This window comes from Algoriphagus sp. (assembly GCF_030694375.1).
Taxonomy (GTDB): domain Bacteria; phylum Bacteroidota; class Bacteroidia; order Cytophagales; family Cyclobacteriaceae; genus Algoriphagus.
This window is the reverse complement of the sequence record NZ_JAUXYL010000038.1, coordinates 32,830-55,955: the sequence shown is the minus strand read 5'-3', so window position 1 is coordinate 55,955 and position 23,126 is coordinate 32,830. Positions and strand designations below refer to the sequence as shown.

17 protein-coding genes are annotated in these 23,126 nt (G+C 42.7%); 2 read left to right on the top strand and 15 right to left on the bottom strand.

Going from position 1 to position 23,126, the window contains the following annotated elements; translation table 11 throughout:
* Positions 1-2: 2 nt before the first annotated feature.
* The 6 genes from Q8M62_RS11935 to Q8M62_RS11910 form a co-directional block, all read right to left on the bottom strand.
* The gene (locus Q8M62_RS11935) at positions 3-1,316 is read right to left on the bottom strand and encodes a Gfo/Idh/MocA family protein (RefSeq protein ID WP_304899466.1); all 1,314 of its coding nucleotides are present in this window, start codon (positions 1,314-1,316) and stop codon (positions 3-5) included.
* A 21-nt stretch (positions 1,317-1,337) separates the two neighbouring features.
* Positions 1,338-2,294, bottom strand: coding sequence for an SUMF1/EgtB/PvdO family nonheme iron enzyme (locus tag Q8M62_RS11930; protein ID WP_304899467.1), 957 nt, complete (start codon positions 2,292-2,294; stop codon positions 1,338-1,340).
* Positions 2,295-2,339: 45 nt separating this feature from the next.
* Positions 2,340-5,693, bottom strand: coding sequence for a VCBS repeat-containing protein (locus Q8M62_RS11925; RefSeq protein ID WP_305668159.1), 3,354 nt, complete (start codon positions 5,691-5,693; stop codon positions 2,340-2,342).
* A 57-nt stretch (positions 5,694-5,750) separates the two neighbouring features.
* Positions 5,751-7,604 (bottom strand): RagB/SusD family nutrient uptake outer membrane protein, encoded by a 1,854-nt coding sequence (locus Q8M62_RS11920; protein WP_304899469.1) that lies wholly within the window; start codon positions 7,602-7,604, stop codon positions 5,751-5,753.
* A 12-nt stretch (positions 7,605-7,616) separates the two neighbouring features.
* Positions 7,617-10,787, bottom strand: a complete 3,171-nt coding sequence (locus Q8M62_RS11915; RefSeq protein ID WP_370690530.1) for a SusC/RagA family TonB-linked outer membrane protein — start codon at positions 10,785-10,787, stop codon at positions 7,617-7,619.
* Between the two features lie 256 nt (positions 10,788-11,043).
* The gene (locus Q8M62_RS11910; RefSeq protein ID WP_304899470.1) at positions 11,044-11,697 is read right to left on the bottom strand and encodes a DUF3365 domain-containing protein; all 654 of its coding nucleotides are present in this window, start codon (positions 11,695-11,697) and stop codon (positions 11,044-11,046) included.
* Positions 11,698-11,961: 264 nt separating this feature from the next.
* Between Q8M62_RS11910 and Q8M62_RS11905 the strand changes: the two genes are divergently transcribed.
* The gene (locus tag Q8M62_RS11905) at positions 11,962-14,772 is read left to right on the top strand and encodes a YCF48-related protein (protein WP_304899471.1); all 2,811 of its coding nucleotides are present in this window, start codon (positions 11,962-11,964) and stop codon (positions 14,770-14,772) included.
* 67 nt (positions 14,773-14,839) lie between these two features.
* Here Q8M62_RS11905 and Q8M62_RS11900 read toward each other — a convergent pair whose 3' ends face one another.
* Positions 14,840-15,364, bottom strand: a complete 525-nt coding sequence (locus tag Q8M62_RS11900; RefSeq protein WP_304899472.1) for a GNAT family N-acetyltransferase — start codon at positions 15,362-15,364, stop codon at positions 14,840-14,842.
* An 82-nt stretch (positions 15,365-15,446) separates the two neighbouring features.
* Positions 15,447-16,520, bottom strand: coding sequence for a peptide chain release factor 1 (gene prfA, locus Q8M62_RS11895; RefSeq protein WP_304899473.1), 1,074 nt, complete (start codon positions 16,518-16,520; stop codon positions 15,447-15,449).
* Positions 16,521-16,630: 110 nt separating this feature from the next.
* Here prfA and Q8M62_RS11890 point away from each other — a divergent pair, with 110 nt between their 5' ends.
* Entirely contained in the window at positions 16,631-16,855 is a 225-nt protein-coding gene (locus Q8M62_RS11890) for a Kazal-type serine protease inhibitor family protein (protein WP_304899474.1), read from the top strand.
* Positions 16,856-17,112: 257 nt separating this feature from the next.
* On the opposite strand, the gene Q8M62_RS11885 is transcribed toward Q8M62_RS11890, so the two are convergent.
* The 7 genes from Q8M62_RS11885 to Q8M62_RS11855 all read right to left on the bottom strand — a co-directional run bounded on the left by Q8M62_RS11885 (position 17,113) and on the right by Q8M62_RS11855 (position 23,096).
* Complete coding sequence (locus tag Q8M62_RS11885) at positions 17,113-17,475, bottom strand: hypothetical protein (RefSeq protein ID WP_304899475.1); 363 nt, start codon at positions 17,473-17,475, stop codon at positions 17,113-17,115.
* A 71-nt stretch (positions 17,476-17,546) separates the two neighbouring features.
* Complete coding sequence (locus tag Q8M62_RS11880) at positions 17,547-17,864, bottom strand: transposase (RefSeq protein WP_304899476.1); 318 nt, start codon at positions 17,862-17,864, stop codon at positions 17,547-17,549.
* 120 nt (positions 17,865-17,984) lie between these two features.
* Positions 17,985-18,251, bottom strand: coding sequence for a hypothetical protein (locus Q8M62_RS11875; protein ID WP_305668158.1), 267 nt, complete (start codon positions 18,249-18,251; stop codon positions 17,985-17,987).
* A gap of 12 nt (positions 18,252-18,263) precedes the next feature.
* The gene (locus Q8M62_RS11870) at positions 18,264-18,458 is read right to left on the bottom strand and encodes a hypothetical protein (RefSeq protein ID WP_304899478.1); all 195 of its coding nucleotides are present in this window, start codon (positions 18,456-18,458) and stop codon (positions 18,264-18,266) included.
* Positions 18,459-18,729: 271 nt separating this feature from the next.
* Entirely contained in the window at positions 18,730-19,227 is a 498-nt protein-coding gene (locus Q8M62_RS11865) for a hypothetical protein (RefSeq protein WP_304899479.1), read from the bottom strand.
* Between the two features lie 226 nt (positions 19,228-19,453).
* A complete protein-coding gene (locus Q8M62_RS11860; RefSeq protein ID WP_304899480.1) occupies positions 19,454-20,833 on the bottom strand; it encodes an RHS repeat domain-containing protein in 1,380 nt (459 codons plus the stop codon).
* 976 nt (positions 20,834-21,809) lie between these two features.
* A complete protein-coding gene (locus Q8M62_RS11855) occupies positions 21,810-23,096 on the bottom strand; it encodes an RHS repeat domain-containing protein (RefSeq protein ID WP_304899481.1) in 1,287 nt (428 codons plus the stop codon).
* Between the last annotated feature and the right edge of the window lie 30 nt (positions 23,097-23,126).

Below are 23,126 nucleotides of genomic sequence, written 5' to 3'. Positions count from 1 at the left end.
GTTTAAACGACTTTGGATTTACCAGGAATGGCATGTGGATAATAGCCGTCAGCTCCAGGAAGGATCTTCGGCATAGCATCCCAAGCCAATTTTTCAGGGAATAAGTCCACAGTACCGTTTAGCGCTTCATCCCAAGTCAGGACCTTCCCTGAATAGGTAGCGTAGCGCCCCATAATCGCAGTCATGGTAGATTTTGCGGCATTCTCTGCGTCGGCAAACTTGTATTCACCTTTGACCAAAGTTGCCCATAGTTCATCATGCTCGGTCTGATATGGGTTAGGCTGATTTTCCCGATTGTGGGTATAGATTGGATTTCCCTTCCAGTCAGTCATCACGCCATGGTTGCCCGCACTCAGGAAAACCTTTCCTTTGGTTCCTTGGAACGTCTCATCCACACGATTGGCAGCACCCGGGAAATGGCGGCACTCGGAGTGAATGACAGAGCCATCGGCATAGGTAAACGTTATCACGTGATGGTCGAAAATTTCCCCGTGGTCTTTGCCTGTTCGGACAGCCCGTCCTCCGGTTCCTTCTGCTTTTACCGGGTAGGAATATTTAGCCCAATTGGCGATGTCAATGTTGTGAACATGCTGTTCTACGATATGATCCCCACACAGCCAGTTGAAATAATACCAATTTCTCATTTGGTACTCCATCTCGGTTTGCTCCGGCTTACGTTCACGCACCCAGACTCCTCCATCATTCCAGTACACTTGTCCGCCGACGATTTCTCCCAAATCCCCGTTGTGAACTCGCTTCATGACCTCTCGGTAGTTGTTCTGATAGTGACGCTGAAGACCAACGACCACGTTTAGTTTTTTGGCTTTAGCCACTTCAGCGGCAGCCAATACTTTTCGGATGCCTGCAGCATCGGTAGCCATTGGTTTTTCTGCAAAAATCTGCTTCCCCTGATTTACTGCTTCTTCAAAATGGGAAGGACGAAAACCCGGAGGTGCGGCCAATATCACCACGTCAGCCTCAGCCATTGCTTTTTTGTATCCGTCAAAACCCACGAATCTTTTTTCAACGGGCACATCTACTTTATCCTTCCCATACTTGTCAAAAATAGCTTTGTAGCTACTGTCCATTCGATCCTGAAAGGCATCTGCCATGGCGACCAATTTGATTGGGTGCCCAGTCTCGAAAGCCTGAAATACTGCACCGGTGCCTCGGCCTCCGCAGCCAATGACGGCGAGCTTAAGCTCATTTGCAGGAGCTGCATACGCGCCCGGAACGATAAAAGAAGGAGCCAAAATTCCCCCTGTGACCAAGGCCGAAGTTTTGATAAAGTCCCTCCGTGAATTAAGAGTTTTCATAGATATGGTTAGTTAGGGTTGTTAATAATCAGCAATAGGTTCTTGATTGTAATAGGCTTGAATTTCTTCCGGAGAAGGTGGAATCAGTGGCCTCACGATTCTCAATCCAATAAATGGAGCTTCGGGGAACCACCATTGGCTTTTTGGAATTTGAGGATCGATGCGCTTCCAGGCTGGATCGGAAATTTTACGGACTGCCGACCCGATTTCATCGTCTACTGTTTTAAAGCTTCCGCCACGTACCACGTGTGGATAAAGTTTCTCTGCTGGATTGAAGGGATTTTCTTTTCCGGATCTACTGTAAAAATCAGGCTCATACCCGTCAATAGTCCATTCCTGTACATTTCCGTAAATGTCAAAAAGTCCCCAAGGATTCGGTTTCTTTAAGCCCACTGCTTGGGTGCTTCCCTGACTGTTTGAATTCGTCCATGCATATTCGGAAAGCAAAGCATCATTTTCTCCGAAGAAAAACCGTGATTTGGAGCCTGCCCTTGCAGCATATTCCCATTCGGCCTCTGTCGGAATTCGATAGAAAATGCCAGTTTTCAAATATAGCCAATGACAGTATTGAAGAGCCCCGTATTGGGTCATCCCCACAGCAGGCTTTCCTTCTTTTCCCATCCCGAAAGTCATGTCTAAATATGGCAAACTGGGGCGAGTCAAACCATCCACCCGCTCCCCAAGCCCCCCTTCGGTCATCGATTCTTCAAAGTGTTTATCCAAAAAAAGCTCAAAGGCATCCCAAGTTACCTCATGAACACCCATCCAAAAGGCATCCAATTTCACTTCGTGAATGGGGTTTTGATCAGGAAAATCGGGATCATTGGAGCCCATCAGAAATGTCCCGGCAGGAATGGGAGTCATATCAAAGGTCACTTCCGTACCTGGAATTTTTTGGGTATAAGCTTCAAACACGGCACGCTCATTCAGCTGAAAGCTCATCAGTAAGAGGCCGGACGCCGCAAAGTACTTCTTCATGGTTATGTTGGGCAATTTCAAAATTTAAATTACGTTATTCTGCCGCTATTGGCTTAATTCTTTTGATAAATGGTGACGGAATAGGTAAATCCCATCGCCTTTCAGGTAAAAAAGCAAATATTCGCCAAATACCTCAATCTTTCTGATTTCTCCTTTTAAAGAAAGCCCGGATTGAACAGAAGAAAGTGCCTTGAAGCCTCCCATTCCATCCCCAAGGAAAACCAAACCATGATTGGCGTCGTAGCGACCAAACTTGATTTTCGCATCAAAAAGATTTCCCCCCAATACTAGATCGGGATTTCCATCTCCATTCAAATCTTTAAATACCGAGGCAAAAACAGGGGAGAACTGAGCTTGTACAGGCAAGGGCTTAGATTGAAATTTACCACTTTGGTCCAAAACATAATAACTCGTTTCTAATCGGTTGATAAATGTGGACCGACTGTCTTTTCGCTCCTCCTGAGTGAAAAGATTTTCCATTTTCACTTCTGAGAAACTTTTAAAATCCAAGTATCTTTTCTTCAAAAACAAGACCTGACCGAGGACCTCGTCCCTACTAGGTGAAGGATATTTTTCTCCCTGAATGTAATAGCCCAAAATGGCGTCGGTGGAACCGTTGGCGTCAAAATCCTTGTAAAGCAATTCCATGGGCTGGGTGTCAGAAGCAAAAAGTTGGGAATTTTTGCCATGATTTCCGATGAAAAGCTCCGGCTTTCCATCCAAGTTCCAATCCTCGATCAGTAGGTTTGACCAAAATCCAATCTGTGGCAAATCGAAGTACACAGAGGTTACATTTTGCCAAATAGCTCCGGTTTTAGAAAAAATCGTGACTGGCATAGAATCTCCTACCAGAATCAATTCTGGCTTACCATCTCCGTTCAAATCTGCGAAACCTGAATCTGTGATCATGCCCATATTTTTGAAATCCGGAGCTAAAACAGCAGTTTGGTCAGTGAAATTTCCCTTGCCGTCATTTATCCAGATACGCGCTCCGGGAGAAGTGGGGTATTGCCCCGGGACTACACGCCCACCAACGAAAATATCGTCAAAGCCATCTCCATTGAAATCAGCAGTCGCCAAAGTACCAGTTGGAAAGGACTCTTTTGGAAGTCCATTTGGAGACAACGAAAAATTGCCCTTGCCGTCGTTGAGGTACAATCGGACTTGAAGTTCGGCATCACCCAGATTAAATTGATGCATGCCTCCACTTCCGACTACAAGATCTAAAAACCCGTCTCCATTGGCATCAAAACTCAGGGCATCGGAATCTTCAGATAGAGCCGCCGCAAGGAATGCGGTGGAATCGGTTCTGGAAAATCTCCCATTCCCCTGACCAAATATCAATCGGGCGCTGACTCCTGCACCTCCGCCCAAAAAGATGTCGGGATTGCCATCACCATTGAAATCCTCCACTGCCATGGCTTTTCCGTTTCCGGAGATACCAAAGCTCAAAAGTGGCTGCCTCTTGAAATCATTGACTGTTTGGGCTCTCGAGGAGGAGATTTTAGCCACTTGCGTAAATAGTGGCTGGGGTTTAACCGTTTTTGAATTTTGACTTTTTCCTGCTTCAGCTTGTGAAACAATGAAAGATTCGTTGACATTTAAATCCTTGAGAATGGAAACTTTACCACCGGGCCAGTGTACATGGACTGAATCGGTTTTTGTGTTTTGACCTACTCCAAACACCAAAATTGGAGTGACTGAAGACTGAAATCCCCGGTAGATATTTTGCTCTTGAACTTGCATTATTCCTCCGGCGAAAACTTTCACGAGTGCGCCCTGACCGATGGTATTTTGACCCTCGCCTTTCAGTTCGATTTTAAGAAAATTCCCTTTCCCCTTTTGAACGGCAAGATTTTCATAGACAAAAGCCGGTGAGTTGATGTTGTTGATGATCAAATCCAAATCTCCGTCATTGTCCAAATCTGCGTAGGCGGCACCGTTGCTGTTTCCGTTTTGCGAAAGCCCCCAATCATTACTTACATTTTCGAAGGTCAGGTCACCATTATTGCGAAAAGTATAATTCTTCAGGTTGGATGAGCTCATAGACTTGACCAGATTGAGTAAATCCTCACGCTTCAATTGACCTCCCGCGGTTCGGACGTAATTATCCATGTATTTCAGGAAATCCTGGTTGTTGTAATCTCTCAAATACCCGTTGGTGACGTACAGATCCTTCCAGCCATCGAGATCAAAATCCGAAAAAAGAGCTGACCAACTCCAGTCAGTATTTGAGATTCCTGCCAGTTGACCTATTTCCTGAAAAGTCCCGTTTCCCGCATTGATGTGGAGCATATTCCGCATGTATTGGTAGTGGAATCCACGGTCCAGATTTAATTGAAACAATTCAAAATTATCCGGTGCAAGGAGAAGCTTCTGCCGAAGATTATCCTCGGGAAGCATATCCAATGTAAAAATGTCCATCAAGCCATCATTGTTGATATCAGCGATATCATTTCCCATCGAAAAATGAGAAACATGATCGAGCATCACCTGAATTTCATCTTTGAATTTTCCGTTTTTCTGGTTGATATACAGGTAGTCTGGCATGGAATAGTCATTGCCGATGTAGATATCCGGCCAGCCATCTCCATTTACATCTGCCACCGAAACACCCAATCCATAGGACAAGCTGGAACTTGAAATCCCGGCTTTTTCGGTGACTTCAATGAATTTTCCATTTTGATTTTCAAAAAGCTGGGAGCCTGCTTCGTGCTTCTCTTTCAATAAATTTTTGGTGACAGTGGCATCATGATTTTGGATGGATTTGGTATTATGATTCAGTAGAAACAAATCCAAATCCCCATCCAGATCAAAGTCAAAAAATGCAGCAGAAGTAGAAGTTGCGTCAGAGGCTATCCCGTATTCTTCCGCCATTTCTTTAAACTGAGGAATCCCATTTGGATCATTTCCCTGATTGACAAAAAGCTCATTTTTTCGCTTCTCCGGCAATAATGCTCCGGAGTGACAGAGGTAAATATCCAATTTGCCATCCCCATTAATATCGACCAGGACTACGCCGGTTTTCCAGGGGCCTGGTCGACCACTGGCTCCGGAGGATTGTGTGATGTCTTTGAACTTAAGACTTCCCTCATTCAGATAAAGTTGATTTTGGCCCACATTGGCCGAAAAATAAATATCATCCAAGCCATCCTGATTAAGATCCCCTACGGCTACACCTCCACCATTGTAGAGGTATTCATACATCAGGACGTTTAGGTTAAGATTTTCTTCAATTGGATTGGAAAAAGTAATTCCGGTAGAATCAGCGCTTAGTAACCGAAAGAGTGGGTCAGAAGGAGTGGATTCCTGGACTGGAGTTTGTTGCACAGCTTTTTCACAGGAAAAAATAAGCCAAGATAATAGCAGTAGGCAAAAGGAAATTGGAAAGCTCTTCATATAAATAAAGTCTGAGCCACCCCAAATAGGATAGCTCAGACAAATTAAGGAGGAATTTTAATATCCAGGGTTTTGAACAAGAAGCTCGTTCCTGTTCATTTCATCACGATGGATGGGCAAGTAATACATTTTGTCCAACCATTTACGATTTTCCTTACCCGGATCCATATCAATTACTTTATAGACATAATTGTAAACTGTAGGATCATATTTATACCGACTCAGAGATTGACCAGGCTTAAATGAAGCGGTGATATTGATTCCATTTGCCTGTCTACCTAGTGTCTGGGGTGCAATCATCCAACGACGAACATCATGATAACGCTGCTCTTCATAGGCCATTTCAATTCTTCGCTCATTTCTATATCGCTGTCTTAGTGCATCTCCAGTTTCTGTTACTGCAGGCTGACCGACGCGGAATCGAATTTGATTGAGCCAAGCCTTGGCTACATCAAACTGACCAAGTTCTATCGAAGCTTCCACATAATTCAAGACTGCCTCCGTATATCTCAGAACTGGCCATGGGATCTCCTGCCAAGTGTTTTGATCTACGATTGCTGGATTTGCATCTATGAATTTTCTGAAATAATACCCTGTGTAGGTACCATTCCAGTCTTCGATCGGGCTATTTCGGGTATCCAATCCAAAGTGATTTAAGATCTGACCACCTGAATTGATTGGATAGGTACCTGTCTGAATTTGACCCAATGGATCCCTGGATTGATTTGCAGAAGATCTTGGCTTCCACTGGGCTCCATCATAGAGGACAGATGCATAGAATCGAGCATCCCGTTTATCATAGGGAGCTGCTGCATGAGCTGGGTTATTCCAAGAGAAGGAAGTACCGTCCATCATTTCATAATCATCAATCAGGAGTTGAACAGGAGTGTTTCCAGCCCAGTTATTATAGCCGTTTGGTCCATTGAAAAGTCCCTGGCGACCACCGTTTTCCGCTTTTAAGTTGATGAAAAATCGACCGAGCAGAATCTCATTCTGACCACCATTTCTCGCCATGGAATTGTTAATATAGTTCTGAATTCCGGTAGCATGGTCAACAGGAGCCGAAAGTCCCATCTGATTACCTGATGCGATATCCAAAACAGCCTTGGCCGCGGCCTGAGCTTTTTGCCATCTTTCTGTTCTGTTTCCTGAAGCATAAGCAAGGTATTCCAACTTACCGTATGCCGCCAAGTCCGGAGATTTAGCTTTTGCGGTAGGCCCATCATGAAGATCGCTTGCTGCATATAGAAGAACTCGGGATTTCAAAGTTAAAGCTGCAGCTTGAGTGGCCCGTCCACGGATAGCAGATTTTCCTACAAGCAATCCTGCAGCGGCATCCAGATCAGCTACTATGAAGTTGACACATTCCTCAAAGGTATTTCTAGGGATGTCAAACGTCGGTGCATCCAACGTGTAGGGCTTGTCAATGATAGGAAAACCACCATAATATCTCATTAATTGATGATAATAGTAGGCTCTCATAAATCTAGCCTCTGCGATCAGTCTATCCACAGTAGCACCAGAATGCGGGAAGTTTGGACTTGTCAGCTTATCTATCGCCAAGTTTGCTGCCCTTATTCGGGAGTACATGTTGTTCCAAGATAATGTTCCATTTACCCAACCGATATCAGCAGAATTGGATCGTGCCTCTGTGATGGTATTTATTCCTCGACCTGGGTGTGTGAACATTGCTTCGTCGGTAAGGGAGGCGAGCATTTGCTCATCAAATCCACCATTACCCAAACCTTGATATATTCCTACCACAAATGCTTCTGCTAAAGCAAGGTCAGTCCAAACGCTTGTTTCATCGACCTCGCCTAGTGGTTTGGTATTCAGAAAGTCATCATTACATGCCGTCAAAGTGAAGCATGCAGCGAGCAGAAAAGTTAAATATTTATTGATTCTATTCATGTGTGACAATTGTTAGAATGTGACATTAATACCTGTGCTAATTACCCTTGCCTGAGGATAATATTGACCTGTAGAACTAATGGTCTCAGGATCGTAAGTGCCAAACTTATCCCAGGTTAATAAATTGAGTCCGTTTGCATAGATTCTGAGATTTCTCACTCCCACTTTTTCGGAAAGGTATGAAGGCAGATTATAGCCTATTTCCAGGTTTTTCAATCGGATATAATCCGTGTTTCTAAACCAATATGTATTACCGCCAGAGTAGTACTGATCACTTCTGTTGGCAATTCTTGGGTGAACAGAACTTGGATTATCTATCGTCCATCTGTTATCATGGATTTCCAACAGGTAGTTACCAATGTTTCCAGATTCACCGGCACTTACATACTGTCTTGCACCTGCGGCACCTTGAAATAATACTGCCAGATCAAAATTCCTGAAAGTCAAATTCATCGTCATACCACCCTGGAAGGTCGGGATGTCATTATTATCCATTCTAATCCGGTCATCTGGAGTAATCTTGCCATCGCCATCGATGTCCTTATACTTCATATCGCCAGGTCGAAGGTTGTTAGTGATTGCACGATAATCAAGTGGATTGCTGCTGATGTCTTCCTGAGTTGCAAAAACTCCGTCATATTGGTAAACCAAGAAAGTATTCATTGGCTTTCCCGTCGATCGCTGCCATTCAGGCGCTCCCGGTGCTTCGTCCCAGAAGAGGATTTTGTTTTTGGCATAACCACCATTGACGCCTAATGAAAAGGTCAAATCGCCGATAGTTCCTCTGTATCCAAGATTGATATCAAAGCCTTTGTTTTCTACTTCACCGATATTTTCTGCAGGAAGAATGAGTCCAGTACTTTGAGGCACTGAAGCATTTTTTCTCCAAAGGATATTGGTTCGCTTATTATAGAACAAATCAAACTCGAAGAATACTTTGCCCTGAAGGAACTGACCTTCAAATCCTAAGTTGGAGTTATTTGCGATTTCCCAGGTGATGGCATTATTTGGAACTCGGGTTTCAAATAAAGTTTTTACTTCTGTTCCGTTAGCGATATAAGAGCTAAATCCGTATGTGGAAAGGAACTGGTATTCCTGAAGTGCTCCCCCGAAAAAGATTTGGTCATTTCCAAGTTGACCCCATGAACCTCTGATCTTGAAGAAGTCGAAGGTTTTTCCTAGGCTATTTTTCCAGAAACTTTCTTCTGAAACGACCCAGCCCATCATGATTCCAGGGAAGAAGCCATATCGAGAACTTTCAGGGAAAATGTAAGACCCGTCATATCTCCAAAGGAACTCAGCAAGATATTTTTCTTTATAGTTATATCCCACTCTACCGAAATAATTCAAACGCGCTCTTTCGAATGCTCCCCCTCCATTATTTTTCTCCAAATCTCCACCAGCAAACATTTGGTCAATTGCAGATGAAATAAAGAATCTTCTAAAGGCATTGAAGTTGTTTCCTTCGACAGTCTCTTTGTTGAAACCAGCAAGTAAGGTCAAGGAATGCTTGTCAGCGAATTTTTTCTCATAGGTTGCAACTGTTCCTAAAAGAATATTCAAGGTATTGCTATTTGCCTGAGTAAGTCTTGGTTCAGCAGGACCTCTTTTAGAAGCCACTAGATTTGGAGTAACTCCATCAGCCTGAAATCCAGTACCCAGTTGGTACAAGGTCCAAGGAGTTTCCCAACGCTTGTTGAACTGCATGGTCTTATCAATCGCAGCAGTTCCGGTGATCTTCAAGCCTTCAATTCCAGGAATTTTGATCTCCAAGGTACCATTGGTCTGGAAGTAATCTCTGGTATCTCGGTCATAACCTGTTTGATTTGTGGTGATTACTACTGGGTTTTCGCCGTTCTCGATGTCAGGTCCTGGCAAACCATTTGGCCAGAAGGCCGGCTGATTTGGCTTTCCTCTCATCTGCATACGGAAAATTGCTCCTGCACCTCGAGTCGGGAAAAACCGCTGCTCTTCTCTCGCCAAAATACCAACTCCTACTTTTATGTACTTATTAACATTAGCATCCAGGTTCAACCGGATATCATATTGTTTAAATCCAGTAGCAGATTGCTTGTAGTAGCCATCTTGGTCTTGGTATCCAATTGAAGTCATGTAACGGACATTGTCATTACCACCAACTAATTGTGCATTCATCCTCGTCTGAGGAGACCAAGTTTTCAGGGTTTCTTCATACCAATTGGTATTTGGATAAAGCCAAGGATCAGATCCATTTCTATAAAGTTCGATCTCTTCGGGTCTGTATGGAGCTCTACGAACCTGGCCATTGGGTCGCAGGTATTGCCCATTTTGCTTGTAGGCCTGATTAGCAGCAGCCCATTCACTCACAGGCAATGCATAAATATCCAAATCATTAAGCATTCCTGCATATTGTGCAGCATCAGCCAAGTCAGGAATCACCGTCGGTTGAGCCCAACCCTGATTTACCTGGAAAGTCAATTCTGGAATTCCACTTTTTCCTCTTTTGGTAGTCACCAGGATTACCCCGTTTGCTGCGCGTGATCCATAAATTGCTGCTGACGCATCCTTCAATACCGAGATACTCTCAATATCATTCGGATTCAATCGATCAATCCCTCCCGCACGTGCCGGAATCCCATCAATTACTATCAATGCGTCATTATTTCCCAAAGTATTGGATCCTCGGATTCGAATTGCTGATCCGTCATATCCCGGTTCGCCACTTCTGTTGACGGCAACTACACCAGGCATTCGGCCGGCAATTGAGTTAGACAGGTTTACAGCAGGCGACTTTGCTAATTCAGACCCTTTTACAGTTGCTACGGAGCCTGTTATAGTCTCCTTCTTCTGCTCACCATAACCCACCACAATCACCTCTGCAAGTGACTTCATATCTGGGCCAAGGGTTACGCTAATCTCGCTTCGAGCTCCTACCAAAACCTCTTGGGTAGTAAATCCTATAAAAGAAAAGACTAATACAGACTGATCAGAAGTGACAGAAATTCGAAACTTTCCGTCTACATCAGTAACTGTACCTGAGGTGGAACCTTTTAGAAGGATGGAAACCCCAGGAAGGGGTAAATTATCCTCTCCGGAAATTACAACGCCAGACACCTCCTTGGTCTGGGCCTGTGCAGTACCTAAATTGAATAGGCACATCAAAAATGTCAGGCTTAGGAGCCTGGCATAGGTAGAGATTTTCATAGGCATTTTTGGGTTAGTGAAAACTAAACATCAAAGTCCGATGATTTCACCTAAAAAGCTAACTGTATCTACCTAATAACCGACTGTTTTCTGTTGTTTCTATAAATGGCAGAGTCATTTTTTGCCTTATTTTAAGATATATGCCTTTTTAATAAATTTTTTTCTTGGAATAATGATAATCAAGTCTCTCTGTAACAGCCTCAGAAGAAAAATCCTTTGGGTATTTCACTTTCAGATTTTTGAAATGAATTAGTCATTAAAGCCTTTTTACGACCTCCCGTTTGGGGATTCTTATCGACCACATTCCCCTCAATTCACCCACCTTATGAGCTTTTGCATTGTCCTGAGGATAAAGTTCGTTTAGCTTTTGAAGGGTCTCATCATTGATATCTTTCCCCGGATCACCATGACAACTCAGGCAAAACCCTCCGGGAATAACAATGGGTTTGGTATATAAGAAGACCTCTCCATTCTCAAATTTTTGAATATTTGGCTCACTTTTATTCCCACTTTCAGCATTGTATTCATAAGCTTCCAAAATTGGCTTTTCTTCTTCATTAGGTTGGTCTGCCGGATTACGATAGCGATTTGATGCACGCCGAATTTCTACTCCATATTTTTGACTTACTTCAGCTAAAATCGGAAGTGCCTGTACCTTACAAAATTCAACGGCCCCGGCCACTCCTTTTTCTGCAATTGCTGATTGAAGATTTGAGATCAACTGTCGCTGTGCCTCTGAAGAAATTGAATCTCCCCAAACCATCGCTTCATCCAATATCTCAACCTCTATCAGCCGCTTTACTTCCATCGCCTGATTTACCTGCTCAAAAGTTTCTTTTGAAACCCGCTCCTGAGGACCACAGGAAAGCTGTAAAAATGCGACAATCCCTAAAATGATTAGCTTCTTCATATGATGATAATTTGATTTTTAAAGGCCATACCTACCTGCAGGGAATTTCGCATTATGGATAATCTTGCCAGCACCTGCTGTTTTGCATCTTTCCTGTCTGCCACAGGCTCGATTTCATATCCTTTTGAATTTTAGCTTAAATTTATCAAGCATTTTTAGATAACTGTTCAGAACACTTGATTAACTTAAAACTGTTTGTGATATACATTAAGGATCTAATATTTTGTTAAGTCTTCATATTGAAGCAATTATTCATGGAATGAAATGAAAAGAATCTCTATTACACTCTTTTTACTCCTCTTTTTATCGATGGAATCCTGGTCTCAAACTTGGACTCGTATGCAAAGTTGGGGACTGGACTTCGAATCTATTGTTTGGATTAATGAAACAGAAGGGGTGATTGTTGGAGAAAATTTGATCGTCCGCACCAGCGATGGTGGAGCGACATGGGATGAAGTGTTGCAAAAATTTGACACTCGATTTTCGGATGTTGCCTTTTTGAGTAACGGTCATGGGGTAGTCGTAGGAGAAAAAGGGGTGATTTTTACGAGTTCCGATTTTGGAAAAAGTTGGGAACAAAAGGCCTCAGGAACTCAAAACAACCTTCGAAGTGTAGCCAAAACGGCATCCACACAACTTGTGGCTGTTGGCCAAAACGGAGAAATTCTTGTGTCATTTAACTCAGGAACAACGTGGTCAAAGGTATCCAGCGGCACTAACTTGGGACTAAACGATATCACATTTGTAAATGAAAACACTGCTTTTATAACTGCCGATCAAGGCAGAATTCTTAAATCTTTTGATAAAGGGAATACCTGGAACGTCACTGCCATTGCCGCCGACAGGGACTTGTTTGGCCTTGTATTTCCAGATCCTATGACAGGCTACGTGGTGGGTCAAAATGGGGTAATTCTAAAAACTTCAAATGGGGGAGAAAATTGGACCGAATTAATTTCGAATACAACCCAGACGCTGAGAAAGGTCACTGTTAGCCCCCTTGACATTCGGGTTATTGTGGCGGTGGGTGATACAGCTACTATCGTGAGAACAGTGAATGCCGGCAGCACTTTTGCCAAACTCAATCTTGGAGCTACCAATACACGAAACATCAAAAATATTGCTTTCAAACCAAATTCGGCCCTTTCATCTGCTGTGGGACAAGATGGATATCTTCTGAACTCCACAAACTCGGGTGCAAGTTGGGTCCAAAAATTTGCAGGTATTCGAAATAACTTTACTTCTGTTGATTTCAAAAGCATAAACACCGGATACATCGCAGGGGAAAATGGCGGCTTATTTGTCACCTCCAACGGGGCGGCCACCCTTGTCAGCAGACCAATTCCCGAACCCCTCCTTATTCAAACCATAGACTTTTGGAATACCAGCTACGGCTTCACCAGTTCGGCAGGAGGAAAAATATACCGCACGGGAAACTCGGGTAGTAATTGGGTACCACTTTCTCTAACTGTAAACCGCACAATATCCGGATTTTACTTATTTGCCCCTTCTGTCATCTATGCAGCAGGCAATAATGGCTATATCACAAGGTCTACTGATTCGGGAGTGACTTGGGACCAAACCATTAAATCCAACACCACCAAAAACCTGAAAGATGTTACTTTTTTTGATTTCATATTCGGTTTTGCCATGGGCGATAACGGTCAAATCAGTCGAAGCGCAGGCGGAAGTGAGTGGGAGACGCTACCAAAAGTGACGGAGGAAAATCTAAATGCCCTAGCCAAATTGGATACGACACGCGCAATTATTGTAGGAAATGCCGGGACAATACTTAAGACGGATGACAAAGCCAGAACATGGCGAAAAATCGAATCCGGGACCGCGAAAAATCTAAACTCCATCGCCTTTTTTGGTGAAAATATCGGATTCATTGCCGGAGATGAGGGAGTAGCACTGGTCACGCTTGACGGAGGGGAAACTTGGATTAAGTCCTCCACCGGAACAGTTCGAAACTTGACTGGGGTAAGTCCTGGTACCGACTCCAAAGCTTATTTTGTGGGTCAGGATGGATCCATCATTACCTATACTTGCATCCCTCCGGTGGGGACTTTGGGAGAAATCACCGGTGAATCGAAATCCTGTCTAGCAAATACAACCTACCGAATAACCCAACTTCCAAGCCCGGGATCTGAAATCATCTGGAGGATAGACGGAGGAGAAATAATTTCCGGCCAGGGAACCAGTCAAATTGAAGTCAAATGGAATACACCGGGTAGAAATGCAGTCTTGGTCAGTCGTTCCAATTTTTGTGGCAGTGGAGAGACTTCCGCTTTGGAAGTAGAGGTGATTCCAAGCCCCGCTCTTAATCTGGTTATCACAGGAGATGGGGCAGTATGTAAGGACAACACTTTCACCTATTCCCTTCCAAAGTTTGATGGGACAACTTATACTTGGAACGTGACCGGAGGCGAAATTACCCAAGGACAGGGAACGCATAAAGTCGAGGTCAAATGGACACTTTCAGGACAACAGCAGTTAAGTGTTTCGCAGGAGAATCGATGTGGGCCCGCTGCACCAATTCTGAAAACGATCACTGTGAATGCTGCTCCCGATTCGCCATTGGGTATTTCCGGTGAACCCCGAGTGGGGCTCGGAGAGCAAATCTATGAGGTAACTGCAACGGCAGGATTGAACTATCGCTGGAGTCTATCCGGCGGGGGAAAAATTCTGGCAGGACAGGGGACCGGAAGAGTCATTATTTTGTGGGAAAATGAGGGGGACTATGAACTTGCCGTTGAAGCTCAAAATGCGTGCAACTACAGCCCAAAGCGAATCCTGCCGGTGAATGTAAACGTCATCACTTCGTTAGAGCCTTTCGATGAAGGAGATCTGAAGGTCTATCCTAATCCAAGTCAGGGGAATCTGAGCATTTCATCAAAGACTTTGGATTCGTGGTCCATTGTCTTCATTTACAATTCTGTTGGTCAATTGGTAGAAACAAGGTCAATCTCACCTTATCAAAATGAAATGCGATTCGATACCCTTCCGAAAGGTTTTCTTTTGATTCAGCTTCTGGGCAAAAATGGAATTGTCTCCAGAAAAATACTGGTTCGGTAACTTGGGTGTATTGATGGAAATATGTTAAAGGAGAACGAGAACAAACTAAGCCATCGGAAATCGAAGTTTATTCCTCATCGCGGATCATCACATATTGGAAAATATCGCCAACCCTGCCTCTTTTGATAAATGCTTTTTTTAGAATTGCTTCGGGGATGTACCCCGCTTTTTCCAGTACATTCATAGATTCTCCATTGAAGTCATAGACTTGGGCATAGATTCGCTGGATATCAAATTTTTCAAATACATATTTGGTGTAAAGCTTTACCGCTTCTGAGGCAATCCCTTTTCCCCAAAATGGTTCCCCCACCCAAAATCCTAATTCCAAATTAGTTCGGAGTTCATCTTTTCCGCGTTCTGAACCGATGGACCCGGCCAACTTTCCCTCATATTCGATGGCGAAGTTTTGAGGAGGATTAAACTTCTGATTATGCTCGATCCAATGTCTCGCATCATGAATGGTATAGGGCTGAGGATAACTGTCCCTCAGATTCATGGCAATTTTGGGATTATTGGCTAGCGGATAGAGTTGATGAAAATGGGAGTCATTCCAATTGACTAGGTTAATTTCTTTTTCTCCTGTTATGATCATAAAAGTAGGTGGGTTATTCCTCCGCTGGTTTATTGTTTGTTCAATATACTTTGTTAATTGATTCCTTCAAAGTCTGTTCCACTTACTCGATTCCTCCGGCTTTCATTTTTTCGAGGTTTTCTGCCAATCGCAGTGCAGAGATGAATTCCTCGATATGCCCATCCATCACATCCGGTAGATTATAGACCGTTTTGTTGATCCTATGGTCTGTGACACGGGATTGGGAGTAGTTATAAGTCCTGATTTTGTCCGATCGGTCACCACTGCCCACCATCGACCTACGCTGAGCCCCTACTGCATCATTATGCTTGGTCAGTTCGATTTCATAGAGTCTGGACCGCAATACTTTGAGTGCTTTTTCAAAGTTTTTGATCTGGGATTTTTCATCCTGACAGGTCACTACCAAGCCTGAGGGCAGGTGGGTCAACCTCACTGCGGAATAAGTGGTATTTACAGACTGACCGCCTGGACCAGAAGAGCAATAGGTGTCCTTGCGAATCTCATTCATGTCCAAATGCACCTCAACTTCGTCCATTTCGGGGAGAACCGCCACTGAAGCAGCGGATGTATGCACCCTTCCCTGAGATTCTGTGGCAGGCACCCGCTGTACACGATGTACGCCCGATTCATATTTCAACATGCCATATACATCAGCACCGGAGACGGTGGCAATGATTTCTTTGTATCCACCAGCAGAACCAAATGTCAAATCGAGTACCGTGAGCTTCCAACCCTGCATTTCACAAAACCGCTCATACATCCGAAACAAATCCCCTGCAAAGATCGATGCTTCGTCTCCTCCTGTGCCTCCTCTGATTTCCAGAATACAGTCTTTGGAGTCATTCGGATCCTTTGGAATCAGCAGCTGCTTCACTTCTCCTTCAAGCACATCCTTTCGCTCCCGAAGGTAATCCAACTCTGCTTTTGCCATTTCACGGAATTCCGGATCCTTTTCTTTATCCAGTATCTCTTTGGAGCTGTCGATGTTTTGAAGCACAAGCTTGTATTCGTCATAGGCGATGACGATTTTCTCAAGTTCTTTGTATTCTTTGGAGAGCTTGGTGTATTTGCTCATGTCGGACATGGAGTCCGGCATGATGATGAGTTGACCTACCTCTTCGAATCGGTCTTTCAGGGCTTGTAATTTGTCCAGCATGGGTTTTCTTCGCTGCGCAAAAGTAAGGAATTTATCGGCTGAGTAGTCTAAAATTGTCAACTCACACCCCTAAGATGTAGCGTCTGGATTGGGAAATCCGTTCTTGAGGCATGAGAAAATTGCCTGTTATATTATTCTTTGGTTCTCTTTTTATCTTTTCACACTGTGAAGAAGAAAAACCCGTAGCAAATTGTATAGATCCTGAAAAGATCAGGTCAGGGCCATGCACGTCCGATTATACTCCGGTTTGCGGTTGCGACGGAAAAACTTACTTCAATGCCTGTGCCGCTGACCTATCGGGCCTCAAGTCATGGACCCAAGGTGAATGTAAATAATATGGACAGGAACTGATTACTTGGGTTTAAGATCAATCCATTTTAAAAGGTTAAAGCTAGTCACACAGGTAATTTTACAGGTCGCTGTGTTACTTAATCAAATTTGTTTGATGGTAGGCTTGTGGATATACATATCAGCGAAAATCAACATGTCATAAAAACAAAAAGCCCGAAAATCACTTCGGGCTTTTTGATAGAAGATAGATCTAGGTTATTCGACAGTTACAGATTTTGCCAAGTTTCTCGGCTGATCTACATTACAACCTCCCTCCTAGGCGTAGATTCTTCTCAGCACGTCTGAAGTTCGAGTGGGCGCTGGGTGAAGTTTGTAACTTCACCCCAATATTCAAACCAATTTGCAATTGGCAATGGATATACAAATACCAATAATCCACTTCAATTAAGCCCTTTTGTCCTGAATAATTCCGTGCACTTGTATATAAGTAATCTTCGGCTTTTTCGACCCAGGCTGCCCTGACAGGGTTTTCATGAATATAGCTCAACCTGCTTTCAATCATTTCAGGTCGATACAATTCAATCGCATTGTTTTCGTGAGTCCAAAACTGCAAATCGCCTGATCGCTTATTAAACTCAGCATGATACTCAAAAATCATCTTCATCCCTTTCCGCCTGCTTTCATCTGAATACAATTTTTTATAGGTCAGATGGAATGCTCTTGATTATTCTTCTCCTAAATGAGATTTATTCTTTGGGGCATTTCCTGTGGATTCTCTAAGATCAATTTCAACAACTTCCTACTCGTGAACTTTTTAAAATCCCTTACCCAATCCGAAAGCTTCCCATCTTTTTGCTGAACCACCAAATGAATATGATTACTCATAATCACATAACCAAACAAGTACAATCCCTTTTCCAACCTACAATACGAAAGGTTTTCCAAAATGAAATCCCGATATACTTTTCTGGTAAAAACATCCGCCCAACCCACAACTTGGAAGATTAGAAAATAAGGCAGTTCTTGATCTCTTATCCGGTAAGCCTTTCCCATAAAATTGTATTTTTCAACAATAACAAATTACAAATTTGTATTTATATAAAGGCGTAATTGCAAATTACGCCTAGGCAAATTCCCTCTAAAAAATCAACCATAAACTACACTCAGCGGGGTTTACTTTATTCCTCCATACTGATATCCCAACCCCGAAAGCTCAACTCCCCATGGATCATAATGTGTCTCCTGCACAATCAGAGGACCGGTACTCATGATCCGGAACTGGTCAAACCATACATTTTCGGAGGTCTCATTTACTAAGAAGGTTTCGATATATCCGTCTTTTTTGACAGCCAGCTTTTGGATCAGTTCCTCGTGTTTGTTTCGTGCTTTCTTACTTAGGACTCCCACCCTGCAAGCTGGCCCCTCGCTAAAACAGTCCACTGGACTGTTTTTTCACGCTCGGTCCTCCTGTTCGTATAGAACAGAATCCGAATCATACAAGGCATAGCCCATATAGGCTTCGGGGGCGGGTTTCTGCTGAAGTTCGGTGATCACCAAGGCGATAACATTCGCGATAGCTATTTCATTTGGAGATGCTGCGAGATTTTGACCGTATTCTCCCAGTGTACGGATGATTTTCTGATCCATTCCCGTTCTCACAAATGTCACGGGACTTAGCAGTACTTTCTTAGGATCGACCCCCGAGCTATCGGGGTCCCAAACACTTTCAGCTCAATACGGTCGCCTTCCTGGACCTCTTGTGGGTAATGGCTAGAGTGGGATTTAGGCCAATTTGCAAGTGGTTTATAGCAACACCGTCCTGTATCCAAAGCAAATTACAAATTTGCATGAATCAAAAAGCGAAACTGAAAATTACGACTAGGCAGCTTTCTTTTCTAAATTCAACCTCAAACTATATTCAGGTGGGGATAATAAACCTTTCAACTATAGGAGTATAAGTTGTCGGAGGAACTAAATTCCCTTTACTGTCAATATCTTTATTAAGCTTTTCATTAGAAATATTATCAACCATATCTATATAATATTGTGGCATGTTCAACAAGTCCTCATATCCAGTAAAAAAAAATACAGGAGTATTCTCTGAATATACCACATAGCTAGGATAAAGACCTCTTATCTCACTTTTATTTAAAATTTGTGAAAAAGAAACAATAATTTCACCTCTTGTTGACTCTTTATTTAACTCAACTATTATTATATAATTATTCTTAAATTTTTTCTTGAGTTTCCCATCAAAAGAAGATAGAGAGTCGAATAATATTTTATTCCTAATTACATAGGAAAAAGAATTTTCAGACTTCACTTTAGAATTTTCTGATTCCAATTTCCCCTCTCTATCTACTCGATTGCAAGAAACTAGAAAAAAAACGACAATTAATTTTAAAATTATTTTCATTAGTCTAACCAGTTATAAATTGATCCAAAAAATACTCCTTCATCTTTTGACCCAACGACACTTCTTTCTGGCTTGCCATCTACCCTTATACCCATATAAATATGTTTTGGCCCTATTGTAAAAATTGGTTTATTTATATAGTCATACATTGCAAAATCACCCTGACTTTTGCCATGCGGAAGGGTTGGACCTGTATCATAATTATGAGGATGGGTATGTATGTGTCCTAGGATTCTAGAAGACATTCCACCATAGGAAACTGACTTAGATCCATCCGAATTAGGGGTAATTTCATAATAGTCATTCCTGCTTTCGTTAGTTCCATTTTTATGGTACGCATAACTAAAATTCCATCTTTGGTAATCCATGCTGAAAGCTCTCTTATTTCCCCTGATGAATTAAAAAAACTGGTAGAATACATATAGGCAAATGCTTTTTTTTCATTTTTAAACAAAAATCCACCATCTCCAATTGGTACCCCTGCATCGTTTGTTTGACTATTAATATTTTTATTTCTCTTTACCTGGGTATCTAAAGTATTTTCTCCTCCCTTAGTTCTTTTTTCGTCATCCTTCTTTCTGCCAGCTGCCCCATGCACATTCCCATTTTTATCTACATCTACGTACCCATCATACGTCATCCCACCATTCGGCTCGATGGGCGCCATCCCATCCGGATCAATAAACCGCATAGGATTATTGAATGCATAACTGTAGGGAGAATGCCTACGCATTTGCTCTGCCAGCGGATCCACTACAAACCATCGCCCGATTGCAGGATCATACATCCTCGCTCCATAATCGAACAGGTTGACTCCCAAGTGGCCGTTTGCCTCCTTGCCATTATAAAGATAAGGATTCACCTTGATTCCGCCATATTGGTAACCCAATCCGCTTAGCTCTACTCCCCACGGATCATAGTGAGTTTCTTGCACAATCAAAGGACCGGTACTCATGATCCGGAACTGGTCAAACCAGACATTTTCGGCAGTTTCATTTACCAGATAGGTTTCAATGAAACCGTCCTTTTTAACCGCCAGCTTTTGGATCAGCTCCTCATGTTTGTTCCTGGCCTTCTTGGACAGAATTACTTTGCCCTGTTCGTATAGAACAGAATCCGAATCGTACAAAGCATAGCCCATATAGGCTTCCGGTGCGGGCTTTTGCTGAAGTTCTCCGATCACCAAGGCGATTACATTCGCGATAGCTATTTCATTTGGAGAAGCTGCCAGATTTTGACCGTATTCGCCCAGTGTTCGTATAATCTTTCGATCCATTCCTGTTCTAGCAAAAGTAGCAGGGCTTAGCTTAACTTTCTTTGGATCCACGTACTTGCCAAATACCCCAAGCTCAACACTGTCGCCTTCCTGAACTTCTTGAGATCGTGAAGGTCCTAATATCCTTCCTCGATCCGCATTGAGCCATGCCGTTGCATAGCCTCCCGGAGTTTTGTTATGCTCACTTGCGCCTTGTCTTGACTCTCTTATGTTTTCGAATTCCTCTTCCTCTTTATCCGCATTTTCAGGCTCCATCGTGGCGATACGGGATGAGGAAACAGGGGCACGCACCACCTGACGGTCAACATGTCCGCCGTGGCGGATTATCATGAAGAGAAGGTAGGTGTAAGCTTGGATTGTTCACCTGTCGAATAAAAAACCAACTTTTGACAATGTATTCCCTTTATCGACACTTCATCGGAGATTCACTTGCGTTCATCTCTCTTATTCGCACCTGATTCGTCCAGCGAACCTTTCCCTCTTTCCGTTCAATACCGCTCCGTTACCAAAGCAGCACCGAGAGGTGGTTTGCAACCTCCGCTTACTCAGCGATTGCGGTAGACCTACTACCATCTTTTATACAACATGTCTTTGATTCACATCAAGGACTTCACGACACACCCTACACTCAGCGGGGGCATTTTCAGGTTCCATACTAGCGATTCTGAGATTGGAGGAAGGGTTTCTTACCACCTGTCTAATATTACCCACCTAAACCAAATATTCAATTGGTAATTGAATATTGACAAAAATCACAATCAATTCGCTTATATCAACCCTTCGATTGTTAAATAATTCTGGAAAAAATTCATATGGTTTTCAAATCCTACCCTTACATCCCACTTAACGAATCTAATAAATAGAATTCAATTTAAGCAGCAAACTACCTTTGATATACATACATTTCACAGCTTTCCTAGATTTTGAAGCATTTTCAAGATCCATCCCAAATTAAATATAACAAATGCAATCAGAGGGAATAATATCGCCCCCAAGCTTCCTTTGTTTGTTAAATTATTCCTTTTCAACACTTCCATATATTTTCCTTTGTGAACTAATAGAAAATAGAACAGAATTATTAAAAAAAATAGAAAAATTATAGAAAATACTGTAAAAAACAAACCTGAGATTGGAAAATAGTCTTTATCAAAAAATATAATTGATATAAAAAACAACCCGAAATAATATAGTTCAAAAGTAAAAGCGATGATTAATACAGAACTAAACGGGGCAATTTCCCTATGCCCAATTCGAACCTGAAATGCGTAATATTTACAATATAAGTATTCTAATATTCTCATTTAATTTATTTTTTAGTGGAACCAAACCCGCCAAAACCTCCAGTTGAAACATCAAGAATAAAATAGCTCGCACTTATTCCAAAACCTACTGGACCAAAAAATGAAGCTCCGGTCATAATAACATCTAAGGATGATTTAACTCCTACTTGCCAATCCGAACCCCCATTATAATAATACATTCTAGCATTACTAATTGAATAAGTCGTACTTACGCCTGCGGAAATTACCCCAAGTCCTTTTGCATATTTTAAATATGATATACCTGTTTTTCCTAATGTATTGTTTGCTCTCCAAGCCTGTTGAGCAGGTCTAAGCTTATTAAATTTGCTCCAGGACTGCGCAGACTTATAATTGTTTCTTACTGCGTAGTCAAATAATTCTGTTTTAGCACCATTAGAAATTCCAAAAGCCCCTATTCCGGTATTTATATTACTTGTCATATCCCCCCAACCTGTACTTCCAAAAAAACCATTTCCTTCACTTGAAGCACCGGATCCGTTTCCTCCTCCTCCGCTCTCGACTGTGGATGTATTTTCTCCTGATCCATCAGGCGTACTGGAAATCGTAACCCACTCCCCATCTACATATTGAGATGTTCCATACTTATTTTGAACTATTGCCCCATCTTTATATGGCTCTCCGGACTTTTCATTTTCACTGCATCCATTTGGACAAAGTCCATTAGGGTCTATGTATTTGATTGGATTATTCCATCCGTAAGCATAAGGTGATTTATCTAATTGAAGTTCATGGTTAGCAAGAGGATCGACAACAAACCACCTCCCAATCGCCGGATCATACATCCTGGCACCGTAATCAAACATATTCACTCCCAAGTGGCCGTTTGACTCTTTCCCGTTGTATAAATACGGATTTATTTTTATTCCACCATACTGATATCCCAATCCTGAAAGCTCCACACCCCACGGGTCATAATGCGTTTCCTGCACGATGAGTTGACCTGTACTCATAATTCGGAACTGGTCAAACCAGACATTTTCGGCAGTTTCATTTACCAGATAGGTTTCAATGTAACCGTCCTTTTTAATGGCGATTTTTTGAATCAGCTCCTCATGTTTGTTCCTAGCCTTCTTGGACAGAATTACTTTGCCCTGTTCGTATAGAACAGAATCCGAATCATACAAGGCATAGCCCATATAGGCTTCCGGTGCGGGCTTTTGCTGAAGTTCTCCGATCACCAATGCGATCACATTGGCGATTGCGATTTCGCTAGGAAAGGCAGCAAGATTTTGACCGTATTCACCCAGTGTTCGGATGATCTTGCGATCCATACCGGTACGGACGAAGGTAGCGGGGCTCAG

What these genes read in the sequence shown, in the direction of transcription:
- prfA (WP_304899473.1), bottom strand. Translation starts at nt 16,520, where the DNA reads ATGCTGGACAAATTACAAGCCCTGAAAGACCGATTCGAAGAGGTAGGT.
- Q8M62_RS11855 (WP_304899481.1), bottom strand. Translation starts at nt 23,096, where the DNA reads ATGGATCGCAAGATCATCCGAACACTGGGTGAATACGGTCAAAATCTT.
- Q8M62_RS11905 (WP_304899471.1), top strand. Translation starts at nt 11,962, where the DNA reads ATGAAAAGAATCTCTATTACACTCTTTTTACTCCTCTTTTTATCGATG.
- Q8M62_RS11865 (WP_304899479.1), bottom strand. Translation starts at nt 19,227, where the DNA reads ATGAAAATAATTTTAAAATTAATTGTCGTTTTTTTTCTAGTTTCTTGC.
- Q8M62_RS11935 (WP_304899466.1), bottom strand. Translation starts at nt 1,316, where the DNA reads ATGAAAACTCTTAATTCACGGAGGGACTTTATCAAAACTTCGGCCTTG.
- Q8M62_RS11885 (WP_304899475.1), bottom strand. Translation starts at nt 17,475, where the DNA reads ATGAAGATGATTTTTGAGTATCATGCTGAGTTTAATAAGCGATCAGGC.
- Q8M62_RS11900 (WP_304899472.1), bottom strand. Translation starts at nt 15,364, where the DNA reads ATGATCATAACAGGAGAAAAAGAAATTAACCTAGTCAATTGGAATGAC.
- Q8M62_RS11930 (WP_304899467.1), bottom strand. Translation starts at nt 2,294, where the DNA reads ATGAAGAAGTACTTTGCGGCGTCCGGCCTCTTACTGATGAGCTTTCAG.
- Q8M62_RS11870 (WP_304899478.1), bottom strand. Translation starts at nt 18,458, where the DNA reads ATGGATCAGAAAATCATCCGTACACTGGGAGAATACGGTCAAAATCTC.
- Q8M62_RS11920 (WP_304899469.1), bottom strand. Translation starts at nt 7,604, where the DNA reads ATGAATAGAATCAATAAATATTTAACTTTTCTGCTCGCTGCATGCTTC.
- Q8M62_RS11890 (WP_304899474.1), top strand. Translation starts at nt 16,631, where the DNA reads ATGAGAAAATTGCCTGTTATATTATTCTTTGGTTCTCTTTTTATCTTT.
- Q8M62_RS11925 (WP_305668159.1), bottom strand. Translation starts at nt 5,693, where the DNA reads ATGAAGAGCTTTCCAATTTCCTTTTGCCTACTGCTATTATCTTGGCTT.
- Q8M62_RS11880 (WP_304899476.1), bottom strand. Translation starts at nt 17,864, where the DNA reads ATGGGAAAGGCTTACCGGATAAGAGATCAAGAACTGCCTTATTTTCTA.
- Q8M62_RS11910 (WP_304899470.1), bottom strand. Translation starts at nt 11,697, where the DNA reads ATGAAGAAGCTAATCATTTTAGGGATTGTCGCATTTTTACAGCTTTCC.
- Q8M62_RS11915 (WP_370690530.1), bottom strand. Translation starts at nt 10,787, where the DNA reads ATGAAAATCTCTACCTATGCCAGGCTCCTAAGCCTGACATTTTTGATG.
- Q8M62_RS11860 (WP_304899480.1), bottom strand. Translation starts at nt 20,833, where the DNA reads ATGATAATCCGCCACGGCGGACATGTTGACCGTCAGGTGGTGCGTGCC.